This window comes from Microscilla marina ATCC 23134 (assembly GCF_000169175.1).
Lineage (GTDB): Bacteria > Bacteroidota > Bacteroidia > Cytophagales > Microscillaceae > Microscilla > Microscilla marina.
In genome coordinates, this window is the sequence record NZ_AAWS01000016.1 from 31091 (window position 1) to 46539 (window position 15449).

Annotated in this window: 13 protein-coding genes; 2 read left to right on the forward strand and 11 right to left on the reverse strand. The window is 42.8% G+C overall.

What is annotated here, in order from left to right:
* Positions 1-56 precede the first annotated feature (56 nt).
* Positions 57-2387, forward strand: a complete 2331-nt coding sequence (locus M23134_RS16195; protein WP_002698008.1) for a hypothetical protein — start codon at positions 57-59, stop codon at positions 2385-2387.
* Between the two features lie 50 nt (positions 2388-2437).
* On the opposite strand, the gene M23134_RS16200 is transcribed toward M23134_RS16195, so the two are convergent.
* The 11 genes from M23134_RS16200 to M23134_RS16250 all read right to left on the reverse strand — a co-directional run bounded on the left by M23134_RS16200 (position 2438) and on the right by M23134_RS16250 (position 12592).
* Positions 2438-2872 carry a hypothetical protein gene (locus M23134_RS16200; RefSeq protein ID WP_002698010.1) on the reverse strand — a complete coding sequence of 145 codons (435 nt, stop codon included), beginning with the start codon at positions 2870-2872 and terminating at the stop codon, positions 2438-2440.
* Positions 2873-2890: 18 nt separating this feature from the next.
* Entirely contained in the window at positions 2891-4153 is a 1263-nt protein-coding gene (locus M23134_RS16205) for a hypothetical protein (protein ID WP_002698012.1), read from the reverse strand.
* A 12-nt stretch (positions 4154-4165) separates the two neighbouring features.
* Entirely contained in the window at positions 4166-4666 is a 501-nt protein-coding gene (locus M23134_RS16210) for a hypothetical protein (RefSeq protein ID WP_002698014.1), read from the reverse strand.
* A 13-nt stretch (positions 4667-4679) separates the two neighbouring features.
* Positions 4680-5495, reverse strand: a complete 816-nt coding sequence (locus tag M23134_RS16215) for a baseplate J/gp47 family protein (RefSeq protein ID WP_002698015.1) — start codon at positions 5493-5495, stop codon at positions 4680-4682.
* A 12-nt stretch (positions 5496-5507) separates the two neighbouring features.
* Positions 5508-5753 carry a hypothetical protein gene (locus tag M23134_RS16220; RefSeq protein ID WP_002698016.1) on the reverse strand — a complete coding sequence of 82 codons (246 nt, stop codon included), beginning with the start codon at positions 5751-5753 and terminating at the stop codon, positions 5508-5510.
* 81 nt (positions 5754-5834) lie between these two features.
* Complete coding sequence (locus tag M23134_RS16225) at positions 5835-6182, reverse strand: hypothetical protein (RefSeq protein ID WP_002698017.1); 348 nt, start codon at positions 6180-6182, stop codon at positions 5835-5837.
* Positions 6169-6867, reverse strand: a complete 699-nt coding sequence (locus M23134_RS38305) for a hypothetical protein (RefSeq protein ID WP_002698018.1) — start codon at positions 6865-6867, stop codon at positions 6169-6171. The genes M23134_RS16225 and M23134_RS38305 overlap by 14 nt, the downstream gene beginning before the upstream one ends.
* A 3-nt stretch (positions 6868-6870) precedes the next feature.
* Positions 6871-7860, reverse strand: a complete 990-nt coding sequence (locus tag M23134_RS16235; RefSeq protein ID WP_002698019.1) for a hypothetical protein — start codon at positions 7858-7860, stop codon at positions 6871-6873.
* Between the two features lie 171 nt (positions 7861-8031).
* On the reverse strand, positions 8032-8781 hold the full coding sequence (locus tag M23134_RS16240; RefSeq protein WP_002698020.1) for a hypothetical protein: 750 nt from the start codon (positions 8779-8781) through the stop codon (positions 8032-8034).
* Positions 8782-8783: 2 nt separating this feature from the next.
* Positions 8784-11828, reverse strand: coding sequence for an HsdM family class I SAM-dependent methyltransferase (locus tag M23134_RS16245; RefSeq protein WP_002698021.1), 3045 nt, complete (start codon positions 11826-11828; stop codon positions 8784-8786).
* Positions 11825-12592, reverse strand: coding sequence for an XRE family transcriptional regulator (locus M23134_RS16250; protein ID WP_002698023.1), 768 nt, complete (start codon positions 12590-12592; stop codon positions 11825-11827). Before M23134_RS16250 ends, M23134_RS16245 begins: the two co-directional genes overlap by 4 nt.
* A 192-nt stretch (positions 12593-12784) precedes the next feature.
* Here M23134_RS16250 and M23134_RS38310 point away from each other — a divergent pair, with 192 nt between their 5' ends.
* Complete coding sequence (locus M23134_RS38310; protein WP_002698025.1) at positions 12785-15430, forward strand: phage tail tape measure protein; 2646 nt, start codon at positions 12785-12787, stop codon at positions 15428-15430.
* Positions 15431-15449 lie beyond the last annotated feature (19 nt).

A 15449-nucleotide genomic window follows, 5' to 3' on the forward strand; every position in this document is an offset into this window, starting at 1 on the left:
TGTTTAATATTGAAATATGATGTAATACACTCACTAACAACCAACACTTTTTTACTATGAACAATTCTCAACAACTATTACAAAAGATCAAACAGGCACGTTCTGCTACCCGGCTTACCACCCAAAACCCTTATGATGAACAACACGAAGCGGCCAAATGGAAAGACTACTATGAAAAGGCGCAACATTATATGGAGGGCAAGTCTTACCTCGAAAGGCGGTTGGTCTGGTTTAAACTCAGCAAAGGATTCAGGGCATTTTATCACCCGGTATCGGTCGTACTTGCTTTGGTAACCGCTACCCTGCTGGCCACCCGGCATTTAAAGCTGCACTCACTGGGTCCCATCTCTATCTTTTTGCTCTTACTCACTCTGGCGTGTTTGCTGGTGATTTTTGGCGCACTCGAATGGGGCAAGAAAGAAAAAGCCACTGATGTGTTTTATCGGCAGGCAAACGGCAGAGCAGTACCTTTGATGCAATGGCTCTACCTTGGTTTATTGGTGTTTGCTTCGCTGCTGGTCAGTGCTTTGGGTGGGGCACTCATTGGCGATGCCCAAACGAATGAAAACAAAAATATTATGGCGGATAAAGTTCAAGCCATTCAACGGGTAAAAACCGATCACCAGACACGTTTGCAACAGCTGGCAAAGACCATTGCCGGGCTCGAAAGCCTGTCGGTAGACCCCAAGGTAAGGCGCTGGGGGCTGACCAAAGCTGAGCAGGAAAACCTGCGGGCGGGCAAAGCAGAAAAAGCAAAACTTGAGCAACAACAATCGCAGCAAATTGCCCGGCTTGAGACCCGTTACGGGCAACGTAGCCAAATCAACCATTATTACCGCCACTTAGGAATGGGGATTGGTTTTTCGGTGGTGCTGATGATGGAACTGTTCCTGATATACGCCTATTACTTTCACAATGCTTTTATGAAACGGGTAGAAGCCGAAGGCAGGCAACACGCTATTTTGCCCCTGCCCGAAGAAGCTAAAGAAGGAGTATTGCCTCACCAGGAAATCATAACGGCAGTGACTCAGGGTTTACAAACCGGGTTTAGTCAGTTAATCAATGTCTCTGATTCAACCACAGAGTCAGAAGGGCGTGATCAAAGAAAGGAAATCAGTTTGCGCCCCAGAGGTAAGCCTGACCCGGTAAACAGGCACGAGTTGCATGACAGTTTAATGAATAATGATGGTGGTGGTATGAACAAAAGTGGTGTCAAATCAAAAGGCAGTCATGACAGTTTAATGGGTGGTATGAACAAAAGTGGTGTCAAGTCAAAAGACTGTCATGACAGTTTAATGAATAATGATGGTGGTGGTATGAACAAAAGTGGTGTCAAGTCAAAAGACTGTCATGACAGTTTAATGGGTGGTGGTATGAACAAAAGCGATGTCAAGTCAAAAGACAGTCATGACAGTTTAATGGATGGTATGAACAATCATACAACACCTATGAACAAAAGTGGTGTCAAATCAAAAGACAGTCATGACAGTTTAATGGATGGTATGAACAAAAGCGGTGTCAAATCAAAAGACTGTCATGACAGTTTAGTGGATGGTGGTATGAACAAAAGTGGTGTCAAGTCAAAAGACTGTCATGACAGTTTAATGGGTGGTGGTATGAACAAAAGTGGTGTCAAGTCAAAAGACTGTCATGACAGTTTAATGGGTGGTGGTATGAACAAAAGCGATGTCAAGTCAAAAGACAGTCATGACAGTTTAATGGATGGTATGAACAATCATACAACACCTATGAACAAAAGTGGTGTCAAATCAAAAGACAGTCATGACAGTTTAATGGATGGTATGAACAAAAGCGGTGTCAAATCAAAAGACTGTCATGACAGTTTAGTGGATGGTGGTATGAACAAAAGCGGTGTCAAATCAAAAGACTGTCATGACAGTTTAGTGGATGGTGGTATGAACAAAAGTGGTGTCAAGTCAAAAGACTGTCATGACAGTTTAATGGGTGGTGGTATGAACAAAAGCGATGTCAAATCAAAAGACTGTCATGACAGTTTAATGGGTGGTATGAACAAAAGCGATGTCAAATCAAAAGACAGTCATGACAGTTTAATGGGTGGTGGTATGAACAAAAGTGGTGTCAAACAAAGCAGTAAAAAAACAGGTCGCAATGGCTATTATATTTCTCCTATTTGTTTTGACCGCTATTATGAAGGGCGCAACCGTGCCGACGAACCTTACCGAAAACTACATTGGTACGAAGCAGTAATACCTGACTTGATGAAAGGGGTGAAGTATGGAGATATTCTGGAAAAGCAATACCAGGTCTATGATTTTAGACAAGACAGGTATGTGGTGAAAAACATCAGTGATACCACGCTCAGAAGCACCATTGTAGCCCAATTGAAAAGTCTGGAAAATATGTGATAAGTAACCCCTGTAGGTAGACCGTCTGTCTACCCCAGGGGTTTGGGTGTTCAAGTGTTTACTTTTAAAGTCTCTGCGTGTTTTGCCAGTTCTTTGATTCTATTCAATTCCGGTTTGCCCGCCCCGGCCAGGGTAGCCTTGCGAAGTGCCTCTTTTTCGCTGATCTGAAACTCCCGAAACACGGTTTGCCAGGCGTCGGGGTTTTGCCAATACTCCTGTTCTTTTTCGCTGAGGTTTTCGGCCAGTAAAATGACTACTTGATTGCCTGCGGCAAAGAGGCACTCAATAAGTTGGCGGGTAAAAGCCAGTGGCTCAGTGGTTGCTTTGGTTTTATTAGTGGCTTTGCCACCAACTACTGTTTCATTTGCGGCAAGAGATACCACAGGTAGCCCCTGGCAAGCCGCCCATGCTTCTTTGCCTGAAAAGGGCAGCCCTACAGTACAATACAAGGTAGGGAGTGGGGTTTGTTGTTGTTTTGAGTTCATAAATGAATGTGGTTTTGATCAAACAAAATAAGTGGTAAAAATGCTGAGAAAGTGCATGATGTTACTGTTTTCATCATTACTAACACTTGGTGCATTTATTAAATTTAGTTCTGTGGGCGACAAATCTGCCATTACATTACTTATTGACTGAAAAGTATTTAAGCGGTCGGGTGAGCGGCAAATGGTCGTTCTAATTCTTTTAGTAGACTGTGGTGCAAAATAATTTTGTGAAAAGCCTTCCAGGATTTTCGAGTAAAAAGGTAAGGAATTGAGCGGAAGGTAGCCAAAGAGACTTACTCTAAAGGGATAACGGTTTTCCCTTAGTTCTACTTCTGCATAGAGCGACTGTTGTAGTTTGGCATCAATTGCCCTTTTAATGGGTAGGGCAATTCTTACCCAAACCTCATTATCGGTTTGATCAAAATATTCATGAACTGGAATGTACTTGATTAATCTGTCACTGGTTTTACGTACCTCAATATCTATTCTCAGATCGTAATCCTCATGCCCTGCATACAATTGCTCTACATTAGCTCCTATCTGCTCATCAATATCGTACAGGATTGCCTTGCCTAAAAGCACAGCATTGGCAGGTATTTGCCCTTGGGTCACTAAAAATTCCAAGGCATCTTGCCGAGCATTAGGTTGGCAATAAAACTGGAATACATCTCCTTCATAATTACCACCAAAAGGCGGAGGGAATGTGATGGTAATATCCCCTAAGATGCGCCACTTTTTGCCTTGACAGATAATTTCGGTTTGGTTGTCCTGATTGCCAGTACGCTCTGCATTGAATATGAGGCTGTCGCCAAACGGCTTTTTCAGGTCGAAACCTGCCACAATGCCTTCTTCAGTGCCCAAGGCAACCCTGGTATGCCACAACTCTTGATGAAGCACTTCGGCTTGATCCAAAGAAGGGTTTACCAACTTAAGTCTTCTAATCTTGTGGGGAGCGTGTGCATTGCCGTTGGCATAAATCACTGGGTTGCCTGGGCGATAAGTTTCTTCAATTGCCCAGCCGTAATTTTCTGCATCTGGGATGCTTTGCTCTTGCACTTCGAATACTTCATCATTGTGGAGGATCATGCCTGCGGTGGTGGTAGCCAACCCTGCGTCATCTTCGCTGATTTTGCAGCCTTTCAAAATATAGGACTTACTCAAGTCAAGCCCTAATGTAGCAAACATGGCTGCCTGCCCTTCTCGCTGGGCTTCCTGCAAATGGAGCAAATCGTCCAGCGAGTCAGGGTGTCCGCCTGTAACGAGGTCTAATATTTTTGCCATAGTGTGTGCTGCTTATTCTTTGGTGATAATTGCATAAACCTTATCGGGTAATTTGTATTTATCGATAAAGGCACGAATCTGAAGTTGTTGATCCTCACTCAGTGCTGGAATCTGTACTACAAAATCGTACTCTCCCTGAAATTCGCCCAGCGCATAGCTAAACTTTGGAATGATGTTTTTTTCGACAATTTTGCTCAAAGAGTAACGATAATATTGCAAACTGGAGGCTTCGCTGAGGTAATAGATATAGCGGCGGTTTTTCTGATACGTTTGGTTGATGATGATGACCTCCTTGCTCAACCCTAATCTTCGGTTGAGCTCTTCTTCGAGCACCATCGTTTGGTTGCTGATGGCGATTTCCAGCTGGGTGGCCACCCTAAAAGCCACAAACTTTGCGTGCAAGGTTTTGATGGGGGTAAGCATTACTTGCAGCCAAGCCAAATGCCGTGCTTGCTCCTTTTTGAGGTACGAAGGCACTAGCCAACGTACAAATTTGTTCCAGTCAATGGTCATGCTTTTACTTATTTTATAAAGGAGTTTTTAAAGTGAGGTGATCTTTGAGTGGGTGTTCACTATCCAGTTTTACATAGCCCGATTTGGGGATGTACACCCGGTTTACTGGAGTGTAAGTTTCTCCACTTGCCTTGGCTTCAAATAATGTAATGACTACATCTTCTACTCCTGCCACTGCCTGAACTGCATCTACAATTTTAGATTTCAGTATTTTCCCGTCAAAGGGTAAGCTGGCTAAGTGCTGCTTGATGGCGGTTTCAATGGCGGTTTTGAGCGAGGCAGGTTCCAGCAAAGGGTTATAGTATACTTCCAGGCTAATTTTAATCGTATCGCCGGGCAAACTGTTGACTAAAAGGTACGCCCCAGGCGGTTGAAGTCGGTCAACATACCCACGAAGCGCGGCAAGTTCGCCTGCCGAAAGTTGCCCCGGCTGTCCGTCCACTGTTTTGGCTACCTTGAGCGTGGCAACGTTGTCATTGCCGCTGGCCACCGAAATGGCGGCTTGGCTGATGATTTGTTTTTCGAGAGATACCTGGGCATAACCCAGTGCTCCATTTTGATCCCTGATCAGGTTGTCTCCGTACTGAAATTTCGTTGCCTGTAGCACAAACCATTCTGCCGAGCCAAATATGCTTTGTGCGAGCCGGGCTTCCACTGCTGCCTTGTGTCGGTCAAAGAGTTGCTCCAGCGTCCAGGCTGCCATGGCCACCACATAGAGCCAGAGTCGCCAGATCGCAAAATTAGAGGGAGAATCCAGGGCATCGAGCTTGGGTTCGGCAGCCTTGGCCGCCAGCAGTTCGTTGCGTATTTGAGTAAGGGTTCTTGCCATGCGTTTGCTATCTTAATTTCCTGTTTTTACAATTACCGCCTGGGGCAACTTATTTTGAAAGTATTTGACCAAGGGATAGTCACGAATGTCTACTTTATCAGGGTCATACCTAACCTTGGTACCTGCTGCAATCTCCTCATCCAGCGAAAGCGTGGGGTTGTCGTCCAAAAGCACAAAAAATGCCTGGGGGTTTCCATAGAGTTGCAGGGCAAGGTCTATGATATTTTGCCCCTCGTAAGTAGTATAAACTTGTATCATATCTATATCGGTGTATCAATCATCGCTTTGCGCTAACCATTTAACCATTTAACCATTAGCGAAGCGAAACCATTCAACCATTTAATTACTCCACCCCGCCTCAATCTGCACCAGCTCGTGCCCTTCTCCCTGGGTCAGGTCAATGCGCACCGATTCTATGGTTTGCCCATCGAGCTCCAGTTGGAGCTCAATCTCGGCGCGCATCTCACTCAAATCCCGGTTTTCGTCGCCCAGAAATATGTGTAGCCCAACACCTGCCTGGGGGGTAGCACGCAAATCCCCTTTGTTTGCCACCAGGTGATGTGCCTGATGCTGTACGGTGGCATCGCCCAGAGCAAAGTCACCGTTTTCAAAAGCGAGGTCTCCATCCACTTCCGAGAGCAGCACATCTATCACCTTGCGCCAGTTGTTAGGGTCAGTTGTCGCCATCACCGTGCGTTACTTTTTTGTTGATGATCGAATCTTTTAATACCCCGGTCTGTTTGCCCGCCACAGCTCCCTTGAGGGAGGCCTGCAATGCCGAAGGGCTGCCATTGCCAGGTTCTGGAATGGGTGGTCCCGAAAGTACTTGAACCAAGCCATCCAGAATGGCCTTGTTCTTATTCCACTCGGTTTTGAGCTCTTTGATTTTGATCAGCCCACCTGCACTGTCTCCGTTGAGTGAAAGCTGATCGGCGGTCAGTTGCACGCTCAAATCACCCACTTTCAATTGGTGGGCATCCTGGCTCAGGTTTACTTCCAACTCATCGTTTTTGTAGCTCAAACCTGCTTCGCTCAACTCGGCAAAGCTGTCTTCGCTAAACCGGATGATTAGCTTTTCTACTTCCCCAAAACTGGTCACATAAGCCTCACTTTCCGAAGCTTCGAGCATCGACACAATCACCGCACTGCCTATTTTGGGAATAAACACTACCCCGCCTATTGCCTCACTATCAATACTTGCTACCAGACGTACATCGGGCAGGGGGGCTTCGCCGCCCAAAGGCTGCACTTCACACGTGCGGGCGGCTTCGTCTACCTCTGTCACCGTACCCCGAATATTTTTGCTGTCAGTGGGTAAAGCCTCCATAATTCGCCTGATAGAAGCAATAAAAGCGTTGATCTGTTCGTCCATCGTTTACTGAGCCCTCCGTCCAATTTTGACGGCTCGCTTGAAGCCCCCGGTTTTGCTGACCGTGGTTTTTACTTCATCTACAAAATACAATCCCTCACGTTCGGGGTAGTCAGCATCCAGGATTTGGCAGCGTGCCGAATGCACCACGTGTGGAATGCCCAGGGTTTTGATTCCCCCCTTGTAGCCCTCGTAGCGGTACAGCTTGACTTTTTCGTCCGCAATTTTTTGCAAAGTGTCCTTGTCCGCAATGGGCTCAGGCGAAATCCAGGTTCTCAGCTCGCCTTCTTCACTACCCGCGTACACTTCCAGTTTTTGATTGTTTTTGAGGTATGAAGTCGCCTTGAGCTTAATCTTGATGTCCTCCTTGCGGCGGTATTCCAACTCGGTGGCAAGCACGTTTCGCTGTAAGTCATACACCACAGGTGCTTCATCTACCCCAGTAGTAGCCGCTACATCCTCTGAATAAGGCAAGCCCACGTACAACTGCTTGCCCCGGAAATACATCGCCAGCCCGTAGTTGTCTTTGAGCTTTTGCAACACTTTGGCGGCGCTGGCATTGGCCACCCGAAAGGGGGCAAGGGCTACTTCGGGCACCTCTTTGGGGTTCACAAACTCCACCTCAAAGCCCTTGATTGCTTCTTCAATTACTTCCTTCAAAGTGGCGTGCTTCCAGGTTTTGTTGAGGTTGGAGCGCTGCAAATGGTAGACCTCATCCACACAATGCATCTCGAAGGGTTGGTTGGGGAGCAGCTGGGCAATGTAACCTTTGAATTCGGTATGCAGTTCGCCGTCGTAGCCCAGTTTGATTTCTATTCCATCTCCTTCTTTGAGCTGTTTGTTGAACTGACCCCTTAACCTACCCAACTTCAGCACAGCCATATCACCCAGGTTTTTCCACGAACTGGTGATTTCCAGCGAGGTAAAACTGTCTAACAGGTACTGCGTGCCACCAGTGGCAGGGGTAAATATGACTTGGGTATTGAATGTGAGCATGGGAGCAACTTAACAATGCTCAAGGATTTTAGGGAGGAGTTTTTTTGGGGATAAGTAAAGGCTTGACTGTGTTTGAGCCTGTGTGGGATTTGATAGATTTGAACTATTTTTTATTCAAAGAAAATGGGGTGTATTTGTTTGAGTAAAGGTGGCTTTGTCAGTAATAAACGATCAACTAAACTTCAAAAAAATATGTTTAATGGTTTTATTAATAGGCGCATTGGGGTTATTTGAGCTATAGCATTCTTCATAATTTTGAATAGTATGTTTGTTTTCAATTAGACCATATTTAGGGGGTAAACTGTCTTTTTGAAGTTTCTTATTGAGTTTTTCTACGGCATCAGAAGGAAGTCCATTAACTACATAAGCCAGCATACAACCTTGAATTTTCTCATATTTCTCATCAACTAAAGCTTTAATTCCTGTGGCTATATAACGGGCAACAGTATTAGAAGCTTGAATCTTTGCTCCTGACTTTTTAGCCCAATCATTACAAGAAACATTTTTAGCTTCTGCGAAGTACTTTTTCTCGTTTTCTTCTGTCCAATTAGAAAAATGGAAATCAATTCGTCTTGCTTCTTTAGCTGATGTTTTTTTACTGGTTGCCTCTTTTCTACTAAGGTAATATTCACGCTGCACCGAAATTTTGTGTAAGGAAGCCATTGGTTGTATTTGCATCTTTTCTAATAATGTTTCACTTATATCTTCTTCTCCCCATTCTTTAAAATCAAAATCTAAGGGCGGTACACATGTATTATCCCCTAAAAGGTTTTGTAGTTCCTTATGTCTTTTATGATTAAATTCCGCCTCATCTCTTTCCTTAAGCATGGCACTGTAACCTTCTATCAGTAGTTGATGACATAAGGTGTGAAAGCTTGTCTGTATTGCTTTTTTTAAGTTTATTTTTAGCTGATTGCCCATGCTTAATCTGTCAGGTTATCTCCAATTATTTCGTTTGCATCATTGATAGCCATTGATCGTGACCAAAACCTCTTTTCGTTAGGCTTGATAATGTATGCTTTGTCTTCTGTATAGTATCTTATAAATTTACGATAATACATGCTTTCTGCATATTCCTCGTAAGAATATTGTTCTATTGTTTTTAAAATATTGGTTATTTTGCCCATAGGTAGCTCTTCAACATGCCCGGCAGGTTTTTCGTTTCCAAAATTAACTACGACAACATTTAAGGGATTTTTGCTTTCTTGTGTATTTACCAATGTTACCCATACACTAATACCTTCACTTTCAGGGGAAATTAAAAAACTGTTCATGGTTTTGCATACATACTCTGCATACGCTTTTTGCTCTTCATTACTAACAGGTTTGAATGCCTTAGACTTTTCTTTTTCCATAAAGGCATCTAAACTATAGTCTAGTAAATCGTTGATGAATATTTGCTCTGTTTCTGAAAAATTCAAAACCTTCCAAAACAATTCATCTATTTCCTTCTCCAAAGCATTTATTTGGGGTTCTTCATTGATCACATTGGCTTTTTTAACTTCAACGATTTGGTCAAAAGCTTTTAAAATTGCTTTTGAGGTATTTTTAGGTAATGAAAAACATAAGTCAGGTAATTGAAATGCCTCATCAGGTTTTACTTCCTCACGTTCTATTCCCCAACTTGCAGTGGTTAAAAACATAAAATATTTTGCAAAAGATGAGTTCAGGTATGCAGTTAGTATTTTTAGTTTGCCAGAGTCCTTATGGTGTATTCCGTAGATAGTGGATTTAAAAGAACTATTATAATCAACATAGGAAACACAATACTCTTTGTTAGTTAGACCTTTTTTTATAACTATGTGAGGAGCTTGATAAGCGGATATTTTTCCAAGTCGATGAAACTTTACATCTTCAATATTTACAGCAAAAGTTTTAGGTGTAAAATACCTTCTTATTTGCTTTGCAGGTAAATGTAAATCGTTTTTTATTAATTGATTAGGAATATTTTTTGGGTTTGATGTTTTTAACCCATCTCCTCGATCATTCCATCCATTTTTTACAAAAAAATCCTCCAAATTTTGTTTTGATTGAAGCCTTTGTATTAGATCAAAATCTTGTTCGCTTCCCCACATAGCCACTTTCCAAATATTAGTATTTGGTTTTTGGCATTCTTCACGGGGTAAATATTTAATATCTGTAGAATCAATGGCTATCCCATCAATCATGCGATTTTTAATAGCAGTCTTAGGGGCACAATACATTAACTTTTCAGGCATTTTTACGGGCTTATTTTTACTATAAAACACTACACTCACTGGGCTTGTAGCAGAAGCAAATAAGTTTCTACCCCCTTGTTTTTTTGATACATTTCTTAAAACGGAGAAGTTGTATACTTTTTCTACATAAGTTTCCTGAAAAAGAAACTGTCTGAAGTTTTGATAGGGCTTCAGATGGTTAAATAATATTGGTTTAGCTGCACAGACCAATGCAATCTTACCATGAGGACAAAGAGTAGTTGCGCGATGTAAAAATGCCAAGACCATCTCACTAGCAAAGTCATACTTTTTTAAGTAAGTTTTAATTTCGTTAGACAAACCACCTCTACTAAAAGGAGGGTTACCCACTACCAAATCAAAATCGATATTTTCAAAAGCCCCTGTTGACAAGCTACTCATTCTAAATAGGTTAGCACCTTGTTTGTCAGCATCATTATCAGGGTCATAAATTAAGTAAGGAAAACGGGCAGTTTGCCAAAGTGTTTTGGGTTCCAACCTGTCTAACATAGCCAAATACAGGCTAAAGGCAGCTACCTTAATGGCTTCTTTTTCTATCTCAATCCCAAAGATATTGTCTTGTACGATTTGGCAGATAACTTCAAAAGAAAGGCTTTGGTTTGGGTGTGCTACTTGCCACCTATCCAATAATCGGTTCAAGGTTTCTACCAGAAAAATACCTGAGCCACAAGTAGGATCAAGGGTTTTTACCTGATAGTTGGTATCGTCTTTAGTTGGATAAGGTAATACCTCGTTTAGAATAAACTCTGCCAAGGCAGGTGGGGTATAAAATGCTCCTTTTTTTGTTTTGCTGGCTTCGCCTTCTTCCTTTTCCAGAAAGTCTTCATAAATATTACTTAATAGCAATACAGGAATTACATCAAAAGAAAATATTCTCCAATCAAATAACTTTAGCTGTCCATCTTCTCTTCTTTCTGACCAAAAGCATTTTCTTATTTCTTGTAAGTGCTGTATGGTTACTATTTTTGTTTCTTCTGCTGTGATTGGGCTTAAATTTCCATTAAAAGCATCCTCTAATTTTGCATATAATTTATAAGTTCCTTTTACGTCATTTAAAACATCAAAATAAGTTTGTGAATTTTGTGCGCCAGTATATTTTTGATAAAAAGCTGCATCGGTGGCTTTTCTATCTTCCAGATATAAAATAAATAATGAACGTAGCAGTAAATCATGTATAACCTCTACTGGCAAATCTTTAGACAGAGCCTTGCGGGTTTTTTTCAGGTTTTCAACTAAAGCCTTTTCAATACGAGTCTCTGTTTTAACCTGCTTTGCATACTTCTCTTCTTTCCAAAAACGTCCTGACTCTATGGCTACTTTGCCAAAAACCTGCTCTAACTCAGTTAAATCATTAAGGGTCGTTTGATAAACTAATAAATCTTTTGTGATGTCAGGTTTTTTGTCTTGAAAGTCATGCAAAGGTTTTGCGTAGCAATTAAAAACCCTGATTTCAGTAGGGCTTTCTACATACAAAAACGGAACTTTGCCTTGATTCCAAATTTTTCTCTGAACCTCCAATATTTCCTGTTGAGTTTGCTTACCAAAATCAGTTACTTCTTTAAAGTATACTGAAGGAAACTCTCCTGAAAAATACACTTTATCAATTCCAAAATCTTTTACCTGATTTACATAATGACGTTTCAGAGCAGACATAGAAAGAGTATCTACTTGTACGTCTTGCACGCCAGGTGTAAAGCCTAAATGTTCGATAATGGAAATGTCATTATTCATGTTGTTTTATTTGATAAACTGTTTAATTGTTGGTTGATTAGCTCTAACTTATCTAAAATCAAATCTTGAGTAGAAGCATCAGAACCAGGAAACCCAATAAAAGCTGCCATTTCCCAAATTTCTAATACTTCATCAATATTTACTGAGTAAGGTAAATAGTTTGTATTATCAGATACTAATAACAATTGTTGATTTTTTGATACCTCATTAATTACTTTTTTGAAAACAACCCCTTCCTCTTTCAATAATACAATATATCTATGATTGTTTTTTATGTTATGAAAGTTTTCGATATATTTTCCAATAACAATAAACCCATCTTGTAAAGGGGGCATAGAATCACCTTCTATTTCAAATGCTCTATAATTTCCATCAGGCAACTTAGGTAATGTAAAACGGAATAACTCTTTGATGTATGATTCTTCACCATATCCTTGTGAATAACCAGCTTTTGCTTTTACAGGTATGAAATCAATATTTTGTGTGACTTTACCAGTTGTTTCAACAGGGATTAGACGAATGTTATTAACGGAAGGTATTGTTTTTTTCTTAAGATTAACCTTGAGTAAATCATCAATGCTCACCCCAAAATATTCAGCAATTTTAATGAGTACATTAGCTTTTGGTAGAGCTTTACCAAGTTCATAATCTACCCACGCAGATCGAGAAATACCTAAGTGCTTAGCCACTCTGGATTGGGTAGTTTTTTTCACCTCTGAGCGAAGATATTTTAAATTATGAGCAATCAATCGACGTTTTTTCAAACAAATGTCTGGAAAAACGTCGATAAAGTCAATTTTTTGTTTGAAAAAACGTCGATAAAAAGCTTCTTAACCAGATGAGAGTCAATCTTGACTTTTTCCAAAGAAGGCATTAAGCTATATCAAACACTAAAAATCTCCAATCCCAAAAAAAACAATTTTACTCCCTTTTGATTTTTGTGCAGCTTCGTCGCCATGAAAATCTACGAGTTTGCCCTCAAAATGCGGGACCTGGCAAGTTCCAAAGTGGAAAAGCTAAACAAGCTGGCTGGCAATACCAGGTCTAAGGTAGAACAGCTCGGAGCTCAGGCAAGTAAGGCAGCGGGCAAGCTTCAGCAACGCTTCCCGGCGGCAAGTCAGGCTGTCGCTGCTGTAGGCAATGCCGCCTCAAGGGTCACCCGTAAAATGGGCAAGCTTCGTCAGGTAGTTGCTTCAGGGGTGATTGCTGCCTTTAAAGGACTCAAAAAAGCCCTGCTTGCTATAGGCGTGGCAGCTACCCTTGCTTTTGGGGTGGCAGTCAAAGAAAGTATGGGCTTTAATGCCCAAATGAGCCGGGTGCAGGCAGTGACTGGAGCTGCCGGGGCTGATATGCAAATAATGCGCAAAAAAGCCATGGAAATGGGTAAAAGCACTAAGTTTAGCGCCAAAGAAGCGGGTGAAGGTTTAGAGGAACTGACCAGGGCTGGTTTTACTGCCAAAGATTCGGCGAGTGCCTTGGGTGGAGTGCTTGACCTGGCGGCGGCTTCGGGGGTAAGTCTTGGTAAAGCCGCCAAAACTACTTCAGGCATTGTCAATGGTTTTGGTTTTGAGGCAGGCAAAGCTACTTATGTAGCGGATATTTTGGCGAAAACGGCCAGTTCTTCAGCCACCGATATTGAGGGGCTGACCGAAAGTTTTACTTACCTGATGTCTACTGCTAAACCGCTGGGTATTACTCTGGAAGAGTCAGCTGCGGCCATTGGCATTTTGGGAGATGGCACGCTTACAGGTTCTATGGCAACCACTACCCTTGCCTCAGGGTTGAGCAGACTTGCCAAACCCACCCGCCAAATGCGCACATTAATGAAAGGACTGGGCATTGAAATGTTTGACTCCAAAGGTAAATTTATTGGGCTGGCCAGCATGACCCAGGAGCTTGAACGGGTCACCGCCAATATGACTGACAGGCAAAAGCAAGCGACTTTATCTACTCTTTTTGGCGCCAACGCGCTTAAAAACTTTTCAACTTTACTTGACACCCGAAAAAAAATACAAATTGATGCCACCAATGCCACCCAGGTAGCGCTGATGAAGCGACTCATTGGGGAAAAACGTTTGCAGGCTGCCCTCAAAAATGGAGGAGAGACTGTACTCAAAGGAGCGGAGGCACTCAAGGCGTACAATCTGATTCTGGCAACTTCTGAAGGTACTGCCAAAAAAATGGCCAAAACCATGGAAGATAACCTGGCGGGGGATGTCACCAAGGCAAAGTCAGCTTTTAGTGGGTTGATGATTGAAATCGGCGACCGCTTTGACCCTTTCCTGCGCCGGATGACTCAATCAATGACAGGGGTGCTGAGCAACCTGGGCGAAAACTTCGGAACGTATTACAAAACCCTCAGCGATGCTTTTGCACCTTTACGTAAAGCCTTTGGGCAGTTCAAACGCGATTTGTTGGGGGCACAAGGTAGTCTGGGCGACTTTGGCAATGCTTCGCTTGGCGTAAAAGAAGTGGTACAGGGCATTGCCCAGGCAGTCAGCTTTGTCTCGCCTTTTATTGCGACCATGCTTACTAATATCTCAGGTTTGATCAACCGCCTTGCCACTACCTTTGCCCCCATGAAAGATCGTCTTCAGCAACTCCTGGGTGGGCTACGCACCAACCTGCTGATGGTCAGCCAGGATGTATGGAACATTGCGGGCAACCTGATTGGGGCACTATCACCCTTGATTGAGGTGGTGCTCAATGTGGCAAATACGATTATGGACAACTTTGGGCACATCTGGAAGGCAATCACCGGGGTGGTAAATATGGTACTGCCTTTTGTCTACCAGCTTGCCGACTCGTTTCGGGCAAACGTGGATGTGGGGGGCTTGCTGGATAGTGTCATGAGGGGCGTCACGGCAGTGATCAATGGTTTGCGCCCGGTGCTTCGGGTGATTTTACGCCTGCTCACTCCTTTGGGCAAGCTCTTTTTGTGGATTGGGGGCATTTTGCTCAAAGTGGTAGGGGTTGCCTTTGAAGGTTTGGGTACCACTGTGGGCAAAGTATTTGGTGGCATAGGCGATTTGTTCAACTGGTTGATTGACAAGTTTAGCTGGGTGTTCAACAAGATCAAACAAGGGCTGCGCCTGATTGGGGTGATGTCGAAAGAGGCAGACAGCGTGAGTCAGAAACAAAAGGATAAAATCCAGCAAGATAAAAAGCCAAAGCCTAAAACTATTGCCGAAGAACAACAGGAAAAGGAAGAAAAAGAGCGTAAAAAACGTGTTCAAAAACTACAGGATGAAATAGACAGGTTCAATGAAGACCGCAAGAAAAAAACAGTGGATACGATGACTGGTGCGGCTTTCAATACTTTGATTGCACCCGCTAAAAAGCCTGGCCACCCCAAGGTAAACCCTACTGGTGGCAGTAACGAAATTGCCACCACCAGTGCGAGTGGGATGAACAAAATCACGGGCGGAGGCAGCAAGCAGGTCAATATCAATATTAATGTGGGGGCAATTAATGGTATTGCCAATATTGAAAACGTGAACAGTTTAGACTCCAAAGGTCAGGAGGTGCAACAATCGGCTGATTTTATTGTACAGGAGATTGTCCGCAAGATCAATGGGGCAATGATGGTGCAGGAGGGTTGATTGATGTTCTTGAAAATTC